Source organism: Aeromonas sp. S13(2024), from assembly GCF_041402405.1.
Classification (GTDB): domain Bacteria; phylum Pseudomonadota; class Gammaproteobacteria; order Enterobacterales; family Aeromonadaceae; genus Aeromonas; species Aeromonas veronii.
The window spans coordinates 74,637-95,389 of the sequence record NZ_JBGLRA010000010.1 but is presented as its reverse complement, the minus strand read 5'-3'; the positions used below and the strand labels follow the sequence as shown (position 1 = coordinate 95,389).

The window sequence follows — 20,753 nt, the reverse complement described above, 5'->3', positions numbered from 1 at the left end:
AAGGGTCGCGCCGTCATGAGGCGCGACCTTGCCAGGATTTAAAACGGTTAACGCGAGATGTGCGTGGCGGCATCAGCCAGCCACGCGGATCGACGCAAGAGGATAAAGCACAATGTCCAAACAGATTATGGTGCCGGATATCGGCGCCGATGAAGTTGAAGTCACCGAGATCATGGTGGCCGTGGGTGACAAGGTCGAGCTGGACCAGTCCATCATCGCGGTAGAAGGCGACAAGGCCTCCATGGAAGTACCGGCCCCGTCTGCCGGTATTGTCAAAGAGATCCTGATCAAGGTGGGCGACAAGGTTGCCACCGGTTCCCAGATCATGATCTTCGAAGCCGAAGGCGCTGCTGCCCCTGCTGAAGTGGCTGTACCGGTTGCTGCTGCTCCGGCCGCCGCACCTGCCGCTGCCGTGCGCAAAGATGTGCACGTACCGGACATCGGTGACGACGAAGTGGACGTGACTGAAATCATGGTTGCCGTGGGCGACATGGTTGAAGCCGAGCAGTCCATCATTGCCGTGGAAGGTGACAAGGCCTCCATGGAAGTACCGGCTCCGTTCGCAGGCCGCGTAGTCGAGATCAAGGTTGCCGCTGGTGCCAAGGTCTCTACCGGTTCCCTGGTGATGGTCTTTGAAGTGGCTGGCGCTGCGCCTGCTGCCGTTGCTGCTCCGGCTCAAGCTGCCGCGCCCGTGGCTGCTGCCCCGGTTGCCGCTGCTGCCAAAGAGGTCAACGTACCGGATATCGGTGGTGACGAAGTGGAAGTCACCGAGATCATGGTTGCGGTGGGTGACAAGGTTGAAGCCGACCAGTCCCTGATCGCCGTGGAAGGTGACAAGGCCTCCATGGAAGTGCCTGCGCCGTTCGCTGGTGTGGTCAAAGAGATCAAGGTAAAGGCGGGTGACAAGGTCTCCACCGGTTCTCTGATCATGGTATTCGAAGTGGCTGGCGCTGCGCCTGCCGCCGCGCCGGTTGCTCAAGCTGCCGCTTCGGTTGCTGCAGTCCCCGTTGCCACTGCACCGGCACCGGTTGCCCAGGCCGCTGCCGCTGCGACCGATTTCGTTGCCAACGACGCTTACGTGCACGCTTCCCCGGCAGTACGCCGTCTGGCGCGCGAGTTTGGCGTCAACCTGGCCAAGGTAAAAGCCTCCGGTCGCAAGGGCCGCATCGTCAAAGAAGACGTACAAGCCTACGTGAAGGATGCCATCAAGCGCGCCGAGTCCGCTCCGGCTGCCGGTACCGGCACTGGCAACGGCATGAGCGTGCTGGCGTGGCCGAAGGTCGATTTCAGCAAGTTCGGTGATGTGGAAGAGGTCGATCTGACCCGCATCCAGAAGATCTCCGGTCCGAACCTGCACCGCAACTGGGTCATGATCCCTCATGTCACCCAGTTCGACGAAGCCGATACCACCGAGCTGGAAGCGTTCCGCAAAGAGCAGAACGCGATGCTCGAGAAGCAGAAGTCGGATGTGAAGATCACCCCGCTGGTGTTCATCCTGAAAGCGGCCGCCAAGGCGCTGGAAGCTCACCCGCGTTTCTGCAGCTCCCTGTCCGAAGATGGCAGCAAGCTGATCATGAAGAAGTACATCCACATCGGTGTGGCGGTGGATACCCCCAACGGTCTGGTTGTGCCCGTGGTGCGCGATGTTAACAAGAAGGGCATCATGGAGCTGTCTCGCGATCTGGCCGAGATCTCCAAGAAGGCCCGTGCCGGCAAGCTGACCGCTGCCGACATGCAGGGCGGTTGCTTCACCATCTCCAGCCTGGGTGGCATCGGCGGTACCAGCTTTACCCCGATCGTCAACGCGCCGGAAGTGGCCATCCTCGGTGTTTCCAAGTCCGAGATGAAGCCGAAGTGGAACGGCAAAGAGTTCGCGCCGCGCCTGATGCTGCCGCTGGCTCTGAGCTACGACCACCGCGTGATCGATGGTGCCGATGGGGCTCGCTTCATCACCACCATGAACGGCGTGCTGTCCGACATTCGTCGACTGGTCCTGTAAGTGAGAGGGCGGGCCCAGAGCCTGCCCTTTTTACTTCTCATTTCATTAACATGATCGTAAACTTGCCCCGTTTTTTTCACGGCTGCAGCCACCCGTTTCGGTATAAGACTGCGCTGTCCGGGGATATAAGAACGACAAAGAGGTCATGATGAGTAAAGAAATCAAAACCCAGGTCGTAGTACTGGGTGCTGGCCCTGCCGGTTATTCCGCTGCTTTCCGTGCAGCCGATCTGGGTCTGGATACTATTATCGTCGAGCGTTACTCCACCCTGGGTGGCGTCTGCCTGAACGTGGGCTGCATCCCCTCCAAGGCTCTGCTGCACGTTGCCAAAGTGATTGAAGAAGCCAAGGCGCTGGCCGAGCACGGCATCGTCTTCGGTGCACCGCAGACCGACATCGACAAGATCCGTCTGTGGAAAGAGAAGGTTATCAACCAGCTGACCGGCGGTCTGGCTGGCATGGCCAAGATGCGTAAAGTTCAGGTTGTTAACGGCTTGGGTAAATTTACCGGCCCGAACACGCTCGAAGTGACCGGGGAAGACGGCAAGACGACCGTGACCTTCGACAACGCCATCATCGCGGCCGGTTCCCGTCCGGTGAAGCTGCCGTTCATCCCCCACGATGACCCCCGCGTATGGGACTCTACCGATGCGCTGGAGCTGAAAACCGTTCCCGGCAAACTGCTGGTTATCGGTGGCGGCATCATCGGTCTGGAGATGGGTACCGTTTACTCCTCTCTGGGTTCCGAGATCGACGTGGTGGAATTTGCCGACCAGCTGGTTCCGGCTGCCGACAAAGACATCGTCAAGATCTATACCAAGCGCGTCGCCAAGAAATTCAACATCATGCTGGAGACCAAGGTCACCGCAGTTGAAGCGCGCGAAGACGGCCTGTACGTCTCCTATGAAGGCAAGCACGCTCCGGCCGAGCCGGTTCGTTACGACAACGTGCTGGTTGCCGTAGGTCGTGTGCCGAATGGCAAGATGCTGGATGCCGAGAAAGCTGGCGTTGCCGTGACCGAGCGCGGTTTCATCGAGGTGGACAAGCAGCTGCGTACCAACGTGGCGCACATCCACGCCATCGGTGACATCGTTGGCCAGCCGATGCTGGCACACAAAGGTGTTCACGAAGGTCACGTTGCCGCCGAAGTTATCGCCGGCAAGAAGCACTACTTCGACCCGAAAGTGATCCCGTCCATCGCCTACACCGAGCCAGAGATGGCATGGGTTGGTCTGACCGAGAAGGAAGCCAAGCAACAGGGCCTGAACTTCGAAGTCGCTACCTTCCCGTGGGCTGCTTCCGGTCGCGCCATCGCGTCCGACTGTTCCGACGGTATGACCAAGCTGATCTTCGACAAGGAGAGCGGCCGCGTCATCGGTGGTGCCATCGTGGGTACCAACGGTGGTGAACTGCTGGGTGAAATCGGTCTGGCCATCGAAATGGGTGCTGACGCTGAAGATATCGCGCTGACCATCCACGCTCACCCGACTCTGCACGAGTCCGTGGGTCTGGCTGCCGAAGTGTTCGAAGGCTCCATCACCGACCTGCCGAACGCCAAGGCCAAGAAGAAAAAGTAATTTTCTTCCCCGCTTGTCTAAAAAGCCGCTCGAATGAGCGGCTTTTTGTTTTCTCCTTGCTGCCCCGACTTCGACAAAGCCCAATATGCTAAAGATAGGTTTTGGCACTGATGAGAGAGGCACGATGCTAGAAGCACCCATTCCACCCGATGAGGCATTGCGGTTGGAGACCCTGCGGCGGCTCTCTTTGCTGGATTCCGAGGCTGAGGAGCGGTTTGACCGGCTGACCCGCATGGCCCGACGGGTGTTCAATGTCCCCATCGCGCTGGTGAGTCTGGTGGATGAAGATCGCCAGTGGTTCAAATCCTGTATCGGACTGGAGGTCCGCGAGACCGCCCGGGACATTTCGTTCTGTGGCCACGCCATCATGGGCAATGAGACCTTTATCGTGCCGGATGCTTCGCAGGATCCCCGCTTTGCCGACAATCCGCTGGTGGTAGGCGGGCCCGGCATCCGCTTTTATGCCGGACAGCCATTGCGGATCGCCAACGGCTGCAAACTGGGGACGCTCTGCATCATAGATACGGTGCCGCGGGAATTGAGCGAGGAGGATGTGGGGTTGCTCAAGGATCTGGCGGCGATGGTGGTGCGGGAGCTCGAAGCGGTGCAGCTGGCCACCATTGATGAGTTGACCCTGATCTCCAATCGGCGCGGGTTCGTGATGCTGGCGGAGAAGAGCCTCTCGCTGGCCAGTCGCTTGCAGATGCCATTGGCACTGCTCTATCTGGATCTCAATGGCTTCAAGGGGATCAACGATCGGTGGGGGCATGCAGAAGGGGATCGGGCCCTGATCGCCTTTGCCACTCTGCTCAAGCAGGCTTTTCGTGGCGCCGATGTGTTTGCCCGCATGGGCGGCGATGAGTTCGCCGTCCTGCTGCCCAATGTGGTGGAGGCGCAGGCGCAACTGGCCTATGAGCGTTTTAATGCCATCTTGGCCGAGCACAATCAGCACAGTGGTTGCGGCTATGCGCTGACCTGCAGCACCGGGATTGTCTGCTATGACGGGCGTGGCTGTGTCTCCCTGGCCGAGCTGCTCACCCGTGCAGATGAGCTGATGTATCAGCGCAAACGGGATGGCAAGGGCTGACTGCTATGCCGGATTAGCCGCCACCAAAACAACAGAGAGCGCCACGGCGCTCTCTGTTGTTGATGACTACGTTCAAGGTGCTGGTTAGAGCCGGAAGTTGCCGACCAGCTTGTCCAGCTGACCAGAGAGCTGCTGCAGGCTGCGGCTCGATTCGGTCAGCTGGTGGGCGATATCGGCGGTCTCCATGGTGAGCTGGTTGATATCTTCCACGTTGCGGTTGATCTCGCCGACCACGCTGGACTGCTCCTCGGTGGCGGTGGCGACCTGGATATTCATGTCGTTGATCTGGGTGATGTGGGCAGTGATCTGGCCGAGGGCGGCGTTGGCCTCATCGGCCTGGCTCACCACCTCCAGACTCTGGTTGCGCCCCTGAGCCATGGCGCTGACCGCGCGGGCACTCTGCTCCTGCAAGCGGTTGATCATCCCCTGGATCTCGGCGGTCGAGGCGGCGGAGCGGTTGGCGAGGTTACGCACCTCATCTGCCACCACGGCGAAACCGCGACCCTGTTCACCGGCGCGAGCGGCCTCAATGGCGGCGTTCAGTGCCAGCAGGTTGGTCTGCTCCGAGATGCTGCGGATGGTTTCGAGGATGCTGCCGATGGAGTCGGTCTGGCTCGCCAGCGACTCGATAACCCCTGCCACCTGCTCAATCTCGCCGGAGAGGTCGACGATGCCGTGGCGCGCCTGCGCCACCACTACCGCACCCGCATCGGCCTGATCGTTGGCCTGTCTGGCTACTTCGGCTGCCAGCGAAGCGTTACCGGCGATCTCGCTCACCGTGGCCCCCATTTCGTGAATAGCGGTGGCCACCTGCACGGTGCGGTCACGCTGGGCAGTACAGTTGTGCTGGGTCAGCTGCGCCTTGTTGGCCACCTCGTTGGCGGTGGCCGCGAGCTGGCGGGAGTTCTCCGCCACCTGCTCGATGGAGCCGTGGATCTTGGCGACGAAGTTGTTGAAACCGGTGGCGACCTGACTCAGCTCGTCACGTCCTTCCACCTTGAGGCGTTGGGTGAGATCCCCATCGCCGCTGCCCAACTCCTTGAACAGGCGGGCCAGCTCGTTGAGCGGGCGGCTGACCGAGCCTGCCAGCAACATCCCCATCAGCCCCATGGCCAGCGCAATCACCAGCGAGATCATCAGGATCTCGTTGCGGGTCTGATCCAGCTCGGCATAGATCTCGGCTTCTGGCACCTGGGCCACCAGATACCAGTCGAGCAGCGGGATATAGCTGCTGGCCAGTACCATGGGCTCGCCATTGACTTCGGCGTTGATGACGGCAAAGGGGCGTTTGGCCAGCAGGCTGCCGGTATCTCCGCTGGCAATGTTGCTAAGCGTGTCACGCTCGATGCGGTTGGCCTCGGGGTGCAGCTTCACCTTGCCGCTGCCATCGACCATAAAGACGATGCCGCTCTCTTCCAGCCGGAAGTTGGAGACCATGGTCACCATGGTGTCGAGGGATTTGGCAAAGCCCGCCAGCCCGCGCCCGTTGACCTGCTGGAAGTTGACGAACAGCTTCACCTCGCCGTTGCTCTCGCGGAAGATGCTGAGGGTCATCTCCTTCTGGCTCTTGGTGTAGTCATAGAACCAGGCGTCTTGCGTGGGGGTCAGGTTGCGCAGAAAGCCATCCTGGTTGTAGTAGGCGGCACTCTGGCGATCGGCGAAGGAGGCGGTCACCAGACCATACTGGTTGGCCACATCCTTGAGCTGGTTGATGAGGATTGGCTCCTGCTCTTTGGGCATGCCCCGATCCACCCAGTCGAGGATGAAGCGGTCGGTGGCCAGTTGGCGGGCAGCCTGGGCGATGCCGTGGAGATCCTGTTCAATCTCCTTGCTGATCCGCTGGGTCAGGTTGGGGAGCTCCTGCTCGAACATCCGGTTTTCGATCAGTTGCTGGGCCGAGCGTTGACTGAAGTAGCCTACCAGCAGGCAGGAGACGACCACGGCCAGGGTGACCGTAGCCAGTATTTTCTGTTTAAGAGTGAGGGTTGCCAGCATAAAGGTGCTCAAAAGGTTGAGATTGACGACGCTCATATTAGCGGCAGCGCGGCGCTACCCATGAGGCTTGCAGCCCTTTATTTGCGGATTACGTTTGCGCTCACAGGGGCGGCGGCGTGCCCCGTCGGCATGCTGCACAGGCGGGATGCGGATTGACGGTTGCGCTAACTGCCGGGCCCCTTATAGTAGAGGCCATCCTTGGTGACTGACCCTCTGAATAATATGGAAAATATGATGCGCAGCTTAGGTGCGGGATGGACCCGTCTGCTTTTGGTGATGCTGGCGGCCTGCCCGCTGCTGGCTGTGGCGGCACAGGGGGATCGCCCGAAAATTGCGGTGGTGCTCAGCGGCGGCGGTGCCAAGGGGTCTGCCCATATCGGCATCCTCAAGGTGCTGGAGCAGAAACGGATTCCGGTCGACATCATAGTCGGTACCAGCATGGGCTCTTATGTGGCGGGGATGTATGCCATGGGGCTCAGTGCCGAGGAGGTGGAGCGCACCACCCTGGCCATCGACTGGAACAAGGGCTATCAGGACAAGGTGGGTCGCGACGAACTGTCGCTGCGCAAAAAGCAGCAGAACGAGCAGTATCAGCTGCGCACCGACATAGGGGTGAATGGTGACACCACCCAGCTGCCGGACGGTTTCTTCCAGGGCCAATCCATGGCCAGCCTGCTGCGGGGTGCCACCTCCAACCTGCCGGTGCAGGAGAGCTTCGACGATCTCCCCATTCCCTACCGCGCCATGGCGACCGACATGGAGACGGTCACCCCCTTTGTGCTGGATCACGGCAGCCTGGCCAAGGCGATGCAGGCCTCCATGTCCATTCCCGGTGCCCTCAAGCCGGTGGAGTGGGAGGGGCACATCCTGGCGGACGGCGGCAGCGTCAACAACATGCCGGTGGATGTCGCCAAGGCGATGGGGGCCGACGTGGTGATCGCGGTGGATATCGGTGCCAAGCTGCGTACCCGGGAGTCCCTCAAGTCAGGGTTGGCCATGATTGACCAGCTCACCACCTACATGACCCAGGTAGGCACCGACAAGCAGAAGGCGCTGATGGGACCGAAGGATATTCTGATCGCCCCCGAGTTTGGCGATATGGGGATCGCCGACTTTGCCCGGATGCCGGAGGGGATCAAGATCGGTGAGACGGCGGCTGACAAGGTGTCGCTGCAACTCGATAAACTGTCGCTCACCAAGGCGCAGTACAACGCCTATCGCAACCAGAAGCTGAGCCGCCGTGCCGAGCGTAGCGGTCAGCCCGCCTACTTCATCGACAAGGTGGAGATCATCAACAAGTCGCGCCTCTCCGACGAGACGGTGCGCGCCATGCTGAAAGTGCGGCCGGACAAGGTGCAGACCAATGAGAGTCTGGAAGCGGGCATTCGCCGCCTCTACGCGCTGGAGTCGTTCGATCGCATCACCTACGAGGTGGAGGAGCGTGACGGGGAGAACGTGCTGCTGGTGGATGCCAGCGAGAAGAACTGGGGGCCGGGCTACCTCAACTTCCAGTTCGGTTTCACCGATGACTTCGAGAACACCTCCAACTACAACGTCGGCATGTCCTATACCCTCACCAACGTCAACGAGTGGGGGGCGGAGTGGCTGACCGAGGCGTCGCTGGGCACGGCCAAACATATCAAGACCGACTTCTATACCCCGCTCGAACCCTCCCAGACCTTCTATGGTGAGGCGAGTCTGGCCTATGACCAGACCCTGCGCCGCCTGTTTTTCCCCAATCCGGATCCCGAGGCGGTTTCGATAAGCTATCTCGACTCCGAATACTCCTTCTTCAGCGGCGATCTGGCGGTGGGCTGGAACCGCCAGCCCTGGAGCCGGTTGTCGATGGGGCTGGAGGGACAACTTGGCACGATTGATGTGAAGAACTTCAAGGGGCTGGAGATGGATGCCACGGCGTGGGGCCCCTATGTTCGCTTTGAACACGACAATCTGGATAGCCGCTATTTCCCCTATCAGGGGATGAAATGGGACATGAAACTGGGCCACTCCCACGTCAGTGTGGATGGACTCGAGTCAGCAGATGGCCGCAGTGAAGGCTGGAATTATCAGCTCTCGATGATCAAGCCCTGGTCATGGGACAGGCACAGCCTCAACCTGATCCTCGAAGGGGGCGGCTCGGGCAGTGAAGAGGTGGTGCCGCTGCATATTCAGGATCTGGGCGGGCTGTTCCGCCTCTCCGGTTTCCAACGCTACCAGCTGAGCGGTCGCTACAGCCTGTTCGGTGGCCTGCGTTACATCTATCGGGTGGCAGATAATGACTTTGGTGCCCTCAAGATGCCGCTCTATCTGGGTGGATCTCTGGAGCAGGGCGGGGTCTGGAACAAGGGTGAGGATATCAGTCTGGAGAGCTCGTTTACCGCCGGTTCGCTTTATGTCGGGGTGGAGAGCTTCCTCGGCCCTGTGTTCCTCGGCTACGGCATGGCGGAGGGGGGCAATGACGTCTTCTATCTGCAATTGGGCAGTACGTTCGAATAATGCCGAAATGATGCCAATTTGTTAACTATGGTTGAGGGCGTTCAATTAATTTTCAAAAAACACCAGTCTGTTTAATTGGTTACGATTTTGTGGTGAATAAGTAAACAGGGTTTGGATTTTAATTAGTCGTTAAAACTTATATAGTGGGGAGCACCCTACGGGGTGTCCCGCAAGGACGATCGCCGCGAGCGTGGGCGAACCCCAAAAAAAGACCAAAGAGGAATTAGTCGTGCTTGAAACATACCGTAAACACGTCGCAGAACGTGCCGCCGAGGGCGTGGTTGCCAAACCTCTGGATGCAGAGCAGGTCGCCGCCCTGGTAACGCTTCTCAAGAACCCGCCCGCTGGCGAAGAAGACTTTCTGAAAGAGCTGTTGTCCTCCCGTATTCCCCCCGGTGTTGATGAAGCGGCCTATGTCAAAGCCGGTTTCCTCACCGCCGTTGCCAAGGGCGAAGCCCACTCTCCCATCCTGACTGCCGCCGAAGCCGTTGAGCTGCTGGGCACCATGCAGGGTGGTTACAACATTCAACCGCTGATCGACCTGCTGGATCACGCCACTCTGGCGCCGCTTGCTGCCAAGGGGCTCTCCCACACCCTGCTGATGTTTGACTCCTTCCACGACGTGGAAGAGAAGGCCAAGGCGGGCAATGTCCACGCCAAACAGGTGATGCAGTCCTGGGCTGATGCCGAGTGGTTCCTCTCCCGCCCGGAGCTGGCCGAGAAGATCACCGTCACCGTGTTCAAGGTAACCGGCGAAACCAACACCGACGACCTTTCGCCGGCACCGGACGCCTGGTCCCGCCCGGACATTCCGCTGCACGCGCTGGCGATGCTGAAAAACGCCCGTCCCGGCATTACCCCGGACAAGGATGGCGCCGTCGGCCCCATCAAGACCATCGATGCCCTGAAAGAGAAAGGCTTCCCGCTGGCCTATGTGGGTGACGTGGTCGGTACCGGCTCTTCCCGTAAATCCGCCACCAACTCGGTGCTCTGGTTTATGGGCGACGACATTCCGTTCGTGCCGAACAAGCGTGCTGGCGGTGTCTGTCTGGGTGGCAAGATTGCCCCGATCTTCTTCAACACCATGGAAGATGCCGGCGCTCTGCCCATCGAAGTGGACGTCTCCAAGCTGGAAATGGGCGATGTGATCGACATCTACCCCTATGCCGGCAAGATCTGCAAACACGGCACCGAACAGGTGCTGGCACAGTTTGAATTGAAAACCGACGTACTGATCGACGAAGTACGCGCCGGTGGCCGTATTCCGCTGATCATCGGTCGCGGCCTGACCGACAAGGCCCGCGAAGCGCTGGGGCTGCCGTTCTCCACCGTATTCCGTCGCCCGCAGCCGGTGGCCGATACCGGTAAAGGCTTCACCCTGGCCCAGAAGATGGTGGGCAAGGCGTGCGGCGTGAAGGGCATTCGCCCGGGCACTTACTGCGAGCCCAAGATGACCACGGTCGGCTCTCAGGACACCACGGGCCCGATGACCCGCGACGAGCTCAAAGATCTGGCCTGTCTCGGCTTCTCCGCCGATCTGACCATGCAGTCCTTCTGCCACACTGCCGCCTATCCCAAGCCCATCGACGTACAGACCCACCACACCCTGCCGGACTTCATCATGAACCGCGGCGGTGTGAGCTTGCGTCCGGGTGACGGCGTCATCCACTCCTGGCTGAACCGCATGCTGCTGCCGGATACCGTGGGTACCGGTGGTGACTCCCACACCCGTTTCCCCATCGGTATCTCCTTCCCGGCGGGCTCCGGTCTGGTGGCTTTCGCCGCCGCTACCGGCGTGATGCCACTGGATATGCCGGAGTCCGTGCTGGTGCGCTTCAAGGGCGAACTGCAACCGGGCATCACCCTGCGTGATCTGGTCCATGCCATCCCCTATGCCGCCATCCAGAAGGGGTTGCTGACCGTCGAGAAAGCGGGCAAGAAAAACATTTTCTCCGGCCGCATCCTCGAGATCGAAGGTTTGCCGACCCTGAAAGTAGAGCAAGCATTCGAGCTGGCGGACGCCAGCGCCGAGCGCTCCGCTGCCGGTTGCACCATCAAGCTGGATAAAGAGCCGATCATCGAGTACCTGAAGTCCAACATCGTGATGCTGAAATGGATGCTCTCCGAAGGTTACGGCGACGTGCGCACCATCACCCGTCGCATCAAGGGGATGGAAGAGTGGCTGGCCAACCCGACCCTGATGGAAGCGGACAAGGATGCCGAGTACGCCGAAATCATCGAGATCGATCTGGCCACCATCAAGGAGCCGATCCTGTGTGCGCCGAACGATCCGGACGATGCCCGTCTGCTGAGCGACGTGGCTGGCGACAAGATCGACGAGGTGTTCATCGGTTCTTGCATGACCAACATCGGCCACTTCCGTGCCGCCGGCAAACTGCTCGAGAAGTATCAGGGCGAGCTGCCTACCCGCATGTGGATCGCGCCGCCCACCAAGATGGACAAGGATCAGCTGACCGAAGAGGGCTACTACGGCATCTTTGGTCGCGTTGGTGCCCGCATCGAGATCCCGGGCTGTTCCCTCTGCATGGGTAACCAGGCGCGGGTCGCGGAAGGAGCCTCGGTGGTCTCCACTTCCACCCGTAACTTCCCGAACCGTCTGGGTAAAGGTGCCAACGTCTATCTGGCCTCTGCGGAGCTGGCAGCCGTTGCCGCCATCCTCGGCAAGATCCCGACCGTGGCAGAGTACCTGCAATACGCCAAGGCGCTCGATGCCACAGCGGCAGATACTTACCGCTACCTCAACTTCAACGAGATCGCCTCCTACACCAAGAAGGCCGATGCGGTGATCCTGCAACAAGCCGTTTAACGGAGTTCTTGCGCGTTTTGCGCGATAAGAAGCCAATAATGCCGCGTATTTACGCGGCATTATTTATTTGTGTGTTATTCACCGTCTTTTTTGAAGATTGTTTGCACGATCCTTGCTAGAGAGATCCAACCACCTGTTTGGTGGTTCGTTTTATAAACGCTTTGGGTTATGTTGTTCGGTTATGTGCGGTAATGATGAGGCATCGTTATCGAGGGAAAGTGGATATCTGTTCACTGGGTGCTTGCGTTGGCAGGCCTGACGAATTGCGGCGTGGTTCTTTATGTTTCTGTTCAGGATCGATCTCTCCCGAACCGGGTTACGCTTCGGCGGTGCCTTGCTGGTCTTTACCCTGCCGCTGCTGGTGGGAGCTTGGCTCATCCACAGCAATTATGTGCAGGAGCTGAAAGCGGAATCCAGCGCCTCGGCCCACAAGGCCAGAACCCTGATGGAGTCGATGCTGGATCATGCGGAGCAGGCCAATCGCTCTGTGCTGCCTCTGGTGAATGCTCCCTGTCGCGACAACCTGCTGGTGCTGCGCAAGAAGGTCGCCATCGAGCCCTTCCTGCGTTCGGTCAATCTGGTGCGAAACGGCATCATCAATTGCACCTCGCTGTTTGGTGAGGCCAATGATGCCGATGACGGCTCCATCTACACCGGCCGCAAGCTGTTGCTGATGAGTGGCAACCGGGTGCGGCAAAATCACCCGCTGCTGGTGGTGCGCACCGAGCAGGGCAAGGATGCCGCCTTGAGTGCCATCGACAGTACCCAGCTCAGCTTCATGCTCTCCATGAGCGGAAAATCCAGTGCGCTCTATCTGCAGGTGGGATCGGCCTGGCTCAATGAGTCTGGCCGCTATCTGAGTGAGGCGCCCACCCTCCATCGCGGGATCAGCCAGGCCCTCACCTCATCCCATTATCCTTTCACCATCCATGCCGGTTATGCCATGCCGGTCTACTGGAAGTCGCTGTGGGCCGCGCGGCACGTGGCGCTGTCGTGGCTGGCGGTTTCCTCGCTTTTGCTGGCCTGGCTGGTGTGGTGGGTGCTGGGGCGTCCCGGCTCGCCAACAGATGAATTGCGACGGGCCCTGCGAGCCAGGGAGTTTGTTCCCTACCTGCAGCCGCTGATTGCCAGCCACGACGGCAAGATGATGGGCGCCGAGGTGCTGATGCGCTGGGAGCATGTCAATGAAGGGGTGATCCGGCCCGATCTCTTTATCCCGCAAGCGGAGGAGTCGGGACTGATCGTCCCCATGACCACCCATATCATGAAGCAGGTGGCGACAAGGTTGAACCGCTCTCAGGAGCAGTTGCCCGATGGGTTTCATATCAGCTTCAACATCAGCGCCGCCCATTGTCACGATTTTGCCCTGCTGGCCGAGTGCCGCGCCTTTCTCGGCCACTTCCTCCCCGGCAAGGTGGTACTGGTGCTGGAGCTGACCGAACGGGAGCTGTTGATGTCCGATCCCCAGACCCTCTCCCTGTTCCGCCAGCTGGACGAGATGGGGGTCAAACTCGCCATCGACGACTTTGGTACCGGCCACTCCAGCCTGGCTTACCTGCAGCAGTTTCATGTGGATTACCTCAAGATCGACAAATCCTTTATCGCCCGCATCGGTACCGAGTCGCTCTCGGAACATATCGTGGACAATGTGATCGATCTGGCGACCCGGCTCGGTCTGGCGCTGGTGGCGGAAGGGGTGGAGAGCGAGCGTCAGGCTGACTACCTCAGGGCCAAGGGGGTCGACTATCTGCAGGGGTATCTGTTTGCCCGCCCCATGCCGCTGCGCCAGTTCTGCGAGGAGCTGCTGCCGGAAGAGGCACAAACCCGCCAGCCAGATGGGGTGCGAGGCATCCCGAATGCGACCTGATCTATCGGTGACAGACGGGCGGACACGTTCCTGTCTGGCAGGGTAGGGAAGTGCTCTCTCCCTATCCCCCCTCGAGTGCAGGGGCTTGTTTTCCATGCCTTATTGCTCGCTTTTCGGTAGAATCGGCGCTCATTTTGACGTCAGTAAAAGATGAGGCGCGGTATGACGGTTCAGTTCCAGGCATTTCACAGCATCAAGGCGATCGGTAATCGGGAGGTGCTGTTCAACTGGTCGAGAACCAATCCCCTCGGGGCGCTGGATCAGGTGTGGCGCCCGAAAAGCCGCGACGAGCTGCAAGCGCTGCTGCGGGAACACCCCGAGCGCAAGCTGCGCCTTATCGGCTCCGGCCTCTCTTTTGAACCCATCCACAGCGTCTATGCCGAAGGCATTCAGGCGCTGCTGGTGGACTTGCACCACCTGCGCGGCCAGCTGGCCAAAACCGCCGATACCGTGACCTATCAGGCGGGGACGCCCCTCGATACCGTCTACGCCGATCTCATCGCCATGGAGCGGATGCTGCCCGCATCCCCGGGCGTTATCGGCATCCAGACCCTGGGCGGCGCCCTCAGCACCGGCACCCACGGCCAGGGGCTGCACCAGTCTGCCCTGTGCGATGCGGTGGAGGCGATGATGGTGATGCTGGCCAATGGCGACATCATCCGGGTGGATCGCACCGATCCGCGCTTCGGTGCCTTCGTGATGGGGATGGGGATGCTAGGCATATTGCTCGATGTCACCCTGCGCACCGTGCCCAATCGCATTATGCGCTGCACCAAGTTCACCACCGACTACCCCTTCCTCTTGGAGCACAACGAGCGGCTCAATCGCGAGCACGGCTTCGTGAAGAGCTGGTGGTTTGCCTGGACCGGCGAGAGCCACATCTGGCTGGTGGACCCTGCCTCCGATGAGGAGGTGGCCCGTTATCGCGCCGGTGGTAGCGAGCCGCTGCTGCTGGATGGCGATATCGACGCCCGCATGAATGCCACCATTGATGCCACTTTGCAGAAGATGGCCAAAGACACCAAGGATGAGGCGCTGGCTGGCGAGCACTTCGAGACGGTGCGCCGCTTCAAGGATGCCTCCGATCTGGTGGGCAACGTCTACCAAATTCTTTGCAAGGGGATCCCGGCCCCCCAGATCAACTGTGAGGTGGCGGTGCCGCTGCATCGGATGAACGAGGCGCTGGAGACCCTGCAAGCGTGGCAGCAGGCCAACCCCGGCGTGCTGCACTACCCCTTTATTCTGCGCTGCACCGGCCCCTCCGAGGCTTGGCTTAGCGCCGCTTACGGCCAGTCGGTCTGCTGGATCGGTTTTCTGGTCTATCTGGCGGCGGACGGCACCTTCGTCAACGGATCCATGGAGCAGATGCGCGAGCTGCAGCAACTGCTGGTACCGCTCGGCGGCATTCCCCATTTCGGCAAACATCTGGCGATGGATCTCTACGACTTTCCGGCCCTGCTGCCGCGCTGGAACGACTTCGTGGCGTTGAAAGCCGAGCTCGACCCCCACGGCCGCTTTGAAAACCGCTGGCTCAGCGACCTGTTTGCCAACCGGTAAGGATCTGACATGACCGATATGCAAGATACCCGTATCCCAGTGACCCTGCTGACCGGCTTTCTCGGCAGCGGCAAGACCACCTTGCTCAACCATTGGGTCAAGCAGCCGGAGCTCGGTGAGTGCGCCGTGCTGATCAACGAGTTCGGCTCGGTGGGGCTGGATCACCATCTGGTGCAACAGGTGGATGAGCAGGTGATGCTGCTCGACTCCGGCTGCATCTGCTGCTCGGTACAGGGCTCTCTGGTGGAGGCGTTGCAGGGGCTGTTTATGAAGGCCATCCAGCGCAAGATCAAACCGTTCAAGCGGCTGATTATCGAGACCACCGGTCTGGCCGATCCGGCCCCCGTGCTGTTCACGTTGAGGGAAGAGGGCTTTATCGCCCAGCGCTACCGCTTCGATGGCACTGTCACCGTGGTAGATGCCGGTCATATCGAGCAGCAGCTGGCAGCCCAGTATGAGGCGGTGAAGCAGGTGGCGCTGGCGGATCTGCTGGTGGTGAGCAAGGGGGATCTGGTGTACGGCGAACAGCTGGCGCGGGTCGAAGCCCAGCTGGCTGCACTCAATCCGGCGGCCCCCATCGAGCGGGTGATCAATGGCGAACTGTCGCCAGCGGTGCTGGAGAAGCTCGGCGCCTACAACGAAGCGGCGGGGCGCGATGTGCGCCAGCTGCTGGCCTGGCTGCGCACCGAATCCCCCAAGCAGGGGCTGGCGTCACCGATGCAGCCGAAGATGCAACCGTTCGCCGCCAAGGTGGGCACAGCTGCGCCCACCCACTTCGAGCACGTCAACATCGAGAGTTTCTCCCTGCGTATCGGCGAGCCGCTCAAGCCCTCCCGCCTGCTGGCCGCCATCGATGCGGTGCAGGCCCAATACGGCGATGCCCTGCTGCGCCTCAAGGGGATCTTGCAGTTGGAAGGGGAGAGCCAGCCGGTGGTGATCCACGGCGTCCACGGCCAGCTCTATCCGCTGCAGGCGCTGGGCGACTGGCCGGAGGGCAAGGCCCAGTCCCGACTGGTGTTTATCGTGAAAAGTCAGGACAAGGCCGGTATCGAGCAGCTCTTTATGGCGACCCTCAAGGCCCCCGAGCCCACTCTGGAAGAGCGGCTCAAAGCCATGCTGGGTCAGCCCGACAACTGATCTTGCGCGTTGCAGGTCTCCTGCACCGGGTCAGGACGGCGACGGTTGAACAGCACAAACGCCACCGGCACAAAGTAGAACGAGAGCAGGGTCGCCAGCGCTGTGCCACCGGCGATGGCGATGGCAAAGGGGGGCCAGAAGCCGCCGCCCCCCAGCAATAGCGGGATGAAGCCGCCCACCGTGGTGATGGTGGTCGAGACGATGTGGCGGCTGCAACCGGCCACCAGATCGCGGATCTGCGGCAGATTGCCCTGTTGTGCCAGCGGGTCTGCCCTCAGCTCAGCCAGAATGACGATGGCGGCGTTGATGGCCAGCCCCATCAGTCCCAGCAGGGCGATGATCACCGTAAACCCGAAGGGGTACCCCAGCAGCCAGACCCACAGCAGCCCAAGCCCCGCCGACTGGATCGCCACCAGGGTGACGATGCCCGCCAGCCGGAACGAGTGGAAGCTGAGCACCAGCACGGCCACCAGCAGCACGGCGACCAGGCTGACATGGGCCATCAGATTTCCCACCGATTCATCCCGCTTGGCGGCTTCCCCGCCAAACTCCAGTCGATAGCCCGGCGGCAATGCCAGCGCCTTGGCGGCCAGCCTCTCTTTGACCTGCTCCAGCACAGTTTGCGGCAGTACGCCGACCGCCAGATAGGCCTCCAGCACATTGACCCGCTCACCATCCCGACGGCTGATCTCCCCCCAGCTTGGCAGCAGCTCGGGAGTGGCCAGTGCCCGCAAGGTGAGATTGGCAGCCCCTTGCTGGCCGGTGCCGGTGAGCGATAGCGGCACATTGAGCAGCGCATCCGGATCCTGACGCAAGGGCTCGGCCAGTCGCACCCGAACCGGGATTGACTCGGTGCCTTCCAGCACAGTGCCGCCCAACCTGCCATCCAGTGCACCCGCCAGCCGGGAGGCAACATCTGTCAGGCTCATGCCTGCCAGTCGGGCGGCCTCCTCATCGACCTGCAACCAGAGTTTGGGTGCCCCTGCCTGCAAGGTGGCGCGGGTCTGCACCACGGCCGGGGTATTGGCGAGCAGACTGCGCAGCTCCTCTCCCAGACGGTGTAGTTGTTCAAGGTCGGGGCCAAACAGCCGCAGCTCGACCGGGGCATTGAAGGGCGGCCCCTGTTCCAGCTTGCGCACCAGGATCTGCGCTTCGGGAAATTTTGCATCGAGCCGCTGCTGCAGTTGTGGAATGAGCCGCTCGGCAGCATCGGCATCCTGCAGGGTGATCATCCCCTGGGCGTAATCGGCCCGCCCCTGTTTTCTGGGTACCAGGTTGTAGTAGAAGCTGGGGGCGTTGTCGCCCACCACCCAGTCTTGGCGAACCAGCTCGGGGAGGCTGGCCAGCTCGGCGGAGATCCCCAGTGCCAGCTCGCGAGTGCGCGCCAGGCTCGCCTGTGGGGAGAGGCTGGCCTCGATGTGGATCATGTCCCGGTCGGCAGGGGGAAAGAACTGTTCGGTGAGGCGGCCCGCCACCCAGAAACCGAGCAGGGGCAGCAGACTGACCAGCAGCAGGGTCCGCCAGGGGTGAGCCAGCGCCATGGCGATGCTCTGCTGGAAACGGACGCTCACCCGGGGCAGGTGCAAGCCATCCTGATACCAGCGTCCCCCCTGATCACTGCCAATCCAGCGGGCTGCGAGGCCAGCCACCAGGGTGTGGGCGATGAGGTAGGAGCCCAGCAGCGAGCAGATCACCGCCCAAGCGATGCCGCCGACAAACTCGCCCGCCGGGCCCGGCATCAGAATGATCGGCATAAAGGCGAGCATGGTGGTGAGGGTGGAGCCCAGCAGTGGCAGCCAGAGGTGGCCGATGGCTTCCAGTGCGGCGGCACTCATGGCCATGCCGTGGCGGCGCTGATACTGCACCCGATCCGCCATGACGATGGCGTTGTCCACCATGATCCCGAGCGCCACCACCAGACCGGTGACCGACATCTGGTGAATGGGCAGATTGATCAGGTTCATGCAGGCGAATGAGAACGCCACGGTAAGCGGCAGCGACAGGGCCACGATAATGGCAGCCTTGACCCCCAAGGTCACCAGCAGCACGACCACTATGATGAGAAAACCCTGCACAATGTTGATGAGCAGGGTGTCGAGCCGCTGATCGGTATAACGCTGCTGATCGAAGCTGGTGACGAGGCCGATATTATCCGGCAAGTCCTGTTCCAGCTGGGCCAGCATGGTATCGACCCGTGCCGACCAGAGGTCGATGCGGTGATCCTGTGCCATGCGCAGGCCGACCACCACGGCCCGTTCACCATTGGCAAAGGCCAGCTGACTCTCCGGCTGGTGCAGGGTACGTCTTACCTCGGCCAGATCGCCAAGGCGCAGGGTCTGGCCCTGCTCGCCGGTACGCAGCGGGATCTGGCGGATCCGCTCCAGGGTATCGAGGGCGCCACGGATCTCCACCTGAAAGCGATTGTGGCTGCCCTGCAGCTCCCCGGCGGCCACCTTGGCATCGGCACCACTCAGCGCCTGGGCAAGCTGTTCGCCACTCATGCCGCTGGCACTGAGGGCGAGGGGATCGAACCGCACCTCGATCTCCTCCTGCGGTGCCCCGACCCGCTCGACGTATTCGGTGCCCGGCAGCTGGCGAGCCCGGCGTTCCAGCTCGGCGCTGTAGCGGGCGAGGCGATCCAGCTGCGGCTGGCCCGGCCCGCGCCAGACCACATTGACCAGCCGGGTGAAGGGGTAGCCCTTCTCGTCATCCAGCTTGGGGGCACTGGCGCCGGCTGGCAGTCCGGCGGCAAGATCTGCCAGCCGGTCACGGACTCTGGACCAGACGGGCTCGACATCGCTGACCTCATCCTTGAGCTCCAGATTGATGATGGAGAGACCGGGGCGAGAGCTCGACTCGATCAGCTTGATCTCGCTCTGGGCCCGCAGCCGGTTCTCGATGGGCTCGCTCACCAGCGCCTCCACCCGCTCGGCACTGGCCCCGGGGAAGTGGGTAACCACGCTGGCAAAACGGCTGGTGAGCTGGGGATCCTCGGTTCTGGGCAGGGTCTGCAATGCCGCAAGGGCGGCCGTCAGCAGCAGCGCGACCGTCAACAGCAGCAGGCGGCCATTCTCGATAAACGGGCGGATCATGACTGTGGCTCCGGATGCGCCGTTTGATGATCCACGCTGGTGGTCAGGGTGACCTGCTGGCCCGGTACCAGTTTATGCAGGCCATCAGTCACCAGCTGTTCTTGTCCATTCAAGGCACCACTGATCCAGGCCCGTTCGCCATCTTGCTGCAGCAGGGTGACGTCCCGACTGACCACCCGGGGTGGCGTTTCGTCGTTGAGCAGGTAGAGGGTCCAGCTGCCGCGCAATCCCTGGGTCAGCGCGGTGAGCGGCACCTCGTAGGCGCGGGTGGGCTCACGGGTCTGATGCAGCAGGGTGATCAGTTGCCCTTCTGCCAGTTGTTCGCCGCCCCGGGTCAGCTGGAAGCGGGCGGTGCGGGTGTGGGTCTGCCCGTCCACTTGTACTCCCAGATTAAGCAGGCGCCCCTCCAGTGATTGCGCACCGCTTTGCAGGGGGTAGTTTTGGCCGACGATCAGGGACTCGGCCTGTTTCACCGGCACGCCGATATCGGCCTCCCACTGGCCGCTGCGGGTCAGGGAGAAGAGAGGCTGGCCTGCGGCCACCACGGCCCCCAATGCCTGCTCGCGGCTGACTACGATCCCGTTGAAGGGGGCGCGCAGCTGTGATTTCTCCTGTTTGACCCGGTTGGCTTCGAGGGCGGCGGCCAGCTGGTTGGCGCTTGCCTCCAGCATGCGGACTTTGCCTTGCTGTTCATCCAGCGCCTGACGGGAGCTGAACTGCTGCTGGCGCAGGGCGGTGAGTCTATCGAGCGTCTGTCGGGCAAGGGTCAGCTCGGCCTCGTTCTGGGCTGCCCGGGCGGCCAGCTCTTTGGCTTCCACTGCCAGCAGCCGGGTGTCCAGTGTGGCGAGCAGCTCACCGGCCGCTACCGGCTCTCCGCGTCCCTTGTGCAGGGTGGCGATCCGCCCTGCCAGCTCGAAGCCTATCTGGCTGTGCTCGGGGGCGATCACCCTGCCATTGAAGCGGTGCAGCACCGGGTAGTGATCGCTGGCTTGCAGCGGCTGGGTGATCACCCGGGTCAGGGCGGGTGTTTCTTCTGACTCTGTGACCGGGCTGCAGCCACTCAGTAACAGCGCCAGCAGGATTAAGCAAAGTGTCATGACATCATCCTCTGGTTGACATA

The 20,753-nt window shown here is 61.4% G+C and carries 11 protein-coding genes; 8 read left to right on the top strand and 3 right to left on the bottom strand.

The features are described 5' to 3' along the window. Window positions 1-112: 112 nt before the first annotated feature. From aceF to ACB042_RS14085, 3 genes are all read left to right on the top strand, one after another. On the top strand, window positions 113-1,999 hold the full coding sequence (gene aceF / locus ACB042_RS14095; RefSeq protein ID WP_371178600.1) for a pyruvate dehydrogenase complex dihydrolipoyllysine-residue acetyltransferase: 1,887 nt from the start codon (window positions 113-115) through the stop codon (window positions 1,997-1,999). A 148-nt stretch (window positions 2,000-2,147) separates the two neighbouring features. After that, window positions 2,148-3,575, top strand: coding sequence for a dihydrolipoyl dehydrogenase (gene lpdA / locus ACB042_RS14090; RefSeq protein WP_005341659.1), 1,428 nt, complete (start codon window positions 2,148-2,150; stop codon window positions 3,573-3,575). A 124-nt stretch (window positions 3,576-3,699) separates the two neighbouring features. Further along, a complete protein-coding gene (locus ACB042_RS14085) occupies window positions 3,700-4,662 on the top strand; it encodes a sensor domain-containing diguanylate cyclase (RefSeq protein WP_267512435.1) in 963 nt (320 codons plus the stop codon). An 84-nt stretch (window positions 4,663-4,746) separates the two neighbouring features. Here ACB042_RS14085 and ACB042_RS14080 read toward each other — a convergent pair whose 3' ends face one another. After that, entirely contained in the window at window positions 4,747-6,657 is a 1,911-nt protein-coding gene (locus tag ACB042_RS14080) for a methyl-accepting chemotaxis protein (RefSeq protein WP_371178599.1), read from the bottom strand. A gap of 234 nt (window positions 6,658-6,891) precedes the next feature. Between ACB042_RS14080 and ACB042_RS14075 the strand changes: the two genes are divergently transcribed. The 5 genes from ACB042_RS14075 (at window position 6,892) to ACB042_RS14055 (ending at window position 16,541) form a co-directional block, all read left to right on the top strand. Next, a complete protein-coding gene (locus ACB042_RS14075) occupies window positions 6,892-9,153 on the top strand; it encodes a patatin-like phospholipase family protein (RefSeq protein ID WP_005355081.1) in 2,262 nt (753 codons plus the stop codon). 229 nt (window positions 9,154-9,382) lie between these two features. Continuing rightward, the gene (gene acnB, locus ACB042_RS14070; RefSeq protein WP_019444774.1) at window positions 9,383-11,980 is read left to right on the top strand and encodes a bifunctional aconitate hydratase 2/2-methylisocitrate dehydratase; all 2,598 of its coding nucleotides are present in this window, start codon (window positions 9,383-9,385) and stop codon (window positions 11,978-11,980) included. 280 nt (window positions 11,981-12,260) lie between these two features. After that, the gene (locus ACB042_RS14065) at window positions 12,261-13,847 is read left to right on the top strand and encodes an EAL domain-containing protein (protein WP_005355079.1); all 1,587 of its coding nucleotides are present in this window, start codon (window positions 12,261-12,263) and stop codon (window positions 13,845-13,847) included. Between the two features lie 162 nt (window positions 13,848-14,009). Continuing rightward, a complete protein-coding gene (locus ACB042_RS14060) occupies window positions 14,010-15,404 on the top strand; it encodes a D-arabinono-1,4-lactone oxidase (RefSeq protein ID WP_371178598.1) in 1,395 nt (464 codons plus the stop codon). A 9-nt stretch (window positions 15,405-15,413) separates the two neighbouring features. Then, a complete protein-coding gene (locus ACB042_RS14055; RefSeq protein WP_371178597.1) occupies window positions 15,414-16,541 on the top strand; it encodes a GTP-binding protein in 1,128 nt (375 codons plus the stop codon). Here the strand turns inward: ACB042_RS14055 and ACB042_RS14050 are convergent. Continuing rightward, a complete protein-coding gene (locus ACB042_RS14050) occupies window positions 16,526-19,633 on the bottom strand; it encodes an efflux RND transporter permease subunit (protein ID WP_371178596.1) in 3,108 nt (1,035 codons plus the stop codon). The two genes, ACB042_RS14055 and ACB042_RS14050, sit on opposite strands and share 16 nt — an antisense overlap. Continuing rightward, the gene (locus ACB042_RS14045) at window positions 19,630-20,730 is read right to left on the bottom strand and encodes an efflux RND transporter periplasmic adaptor subunit (protein WP_371178595.1); all 1,101 of its coding nucleotides are present in this window, start codon (window positions 20,728-20,730) and stop codon (window positions 19,630-19,632) included. The genes ACB042_RS14050 and ACB042_RS14045 overlap by 4 nt, the downstream gene beginning before the upstream one ends. Window positions 20,731-20,753 lie beyond the last annotated feature (23 nt).

Excerpts from the sequence above, each read along its gene's own strand:
- ACB042_RS14045 (WP_371178595.1), bottom strand. The coding sequence starts at position 20,730 with ATGACACTTTGCTTAATCCTGCTGGCGCTGTTACTGAGTGGCTGCAGC.
- ACB042_RS14080 (WP_371178599.1), bottom strand. The coding sequence starts at position 6,657 with ATGCTGGCAACCCTCACTCTTAAACAGAAAATACTGGCTACGGTCACC.
- aceF (WP_371178600.1), top strand. The coding sequence starts at position 113 with ATGTCCAAACAGATTATGGTGCCGGATATCGGCGCCGATGAAGTTGAA.
- ACB042_RS14050 (WP_371178596.1), bottom strand. The coding sequence starts at position 19,633 with ATGATCCGCCCGTTTATCGAGAATGGCCGCCTGCTGCTGTTGACGGTC.
- ACB042_RS14060 (WP_371178598.1), top strand. The coding sequence starts at position 14,010 with ATGACGGTTCAGTTCCAGGCATTTCACAGCATCAAGGCGATCGGTAAT.
- ACB042_RS14065 (WP_005355079.1), top strand. The coding sequence starts at position 12,261 with ATGTTTCTGTTCAGGATCGATCTCTCCCGAACCGGGTTACGCTTCGGC.
- ACB042_RS14085 (WP_267512435.1), top strand. The coding sequence starts at position 3,700 with ATGCTAGAAGCACCCATTCCACCCGATGAGGCATTGCGGTTGGAGACC.
- ACB042_RS14075 (WP_005355081.1), top strand. The coding sequence starts at position 6,892 with ATGCGCAGCTTAGGTGCGGGATGGACCCGTCTGCTTTTGGTGATGCTG.
- lpdA (WP_005341659.1), top strand. The coding sequence starts at position 2,148 with ATGAGTAAAGAAATCAAAACCCAGGTCGTAGTACTGGGTGCTGGCCCT.
- ACB042_RS14055 (WP_371178597.1), top strand. The coding sequence starts at position 15,414 with ATGACCGATATGCAAGATACCCGTATCCCAGTGACCCTGCTGACCGGC.